This window comes from Pseudoalteromonas sp. MMG013 (genome assembly GCF_018100885.1).
In the GTDB taxonomy this organism is placed as follows: Bacteria; Pseudomonadota; Gammaproteobacteria; order Enterobacterales; family Alteromonadaceae; genus Pseudoalteromonas; species Pseudoalteromonas aurantia.
Window position 1 is genome coordinate 1 of the sequence record NZ_JAGJEE010000101.1, and the last position, 667, is coordinate 667.

The 667-nt window shown below is 49.0% G+C and carries 1 protein-coding gene; it reads left to right on the forward strand.

What is annotated here, in order from left to right; genetic code table 11:
• On the forward strand, positions 1-667 hold a 667-nt coding region (locus tag J8L98_RS24520; RefSeq protein ID WP_210998668.1), incomplete at both ends, for an SdrD B-like domain-containing protein.

The following is a 667-nucleotide window of genomic DNA, read 5'->3' on the forward strand; positions in this document are numbered from 1 at the left end:
TGATGCTGACGGGTATGTGGTGACACGCGGTGATACACCCAGCTATGAAGACGGCCAAGATTACCTTGATGGCATCAAGAATACCCATGCGGGTAAAAACGCGGTGAAGGTAGCCACGGTAGGTAAACCAAGTAAGGTGATCTTTACCGAGCTGCCCAATGCTGGCGAAGCCCGTGTTGAGGGCGCTGTGTTTGTTGATGGTAATCAAAATGGTGTAAAGGAAAGTAAAGATCTGGCGATCACCAACCTTGAAGTCAGCCTGAGCGGTAAAGATGAATTCGGCAACGCTGTGTCATTGAGCACCAACACCGACAGTAATGGTGCATTCAGTTTTACTAAGCTGCGCCAACCGGATATAGACGGATATGTGGTGACGCGCGCGGACACACCCAGCTATGAAGATGGCCAAGACTACCTTGATGGCATTAAGAATACCTATGCGGGTAAAAATGCAGTGGAGGTAGCCACGGTAGGTAAACCAAGCAAGGTGATATTTACTGAACGACCAAATGCTGGCGAAGCCCGTGTTGAGGGCACGGTGTTTGTTGATGGCAATCAAAATGGTGTTAAAGAAAGTAAAGATCTGGCGATCACCAACCTTGCAGTCACGCTGAGCGGTAAAGATGAATTCGGCAACGCTGTGTCATTGAGCACCAACACAGATAGC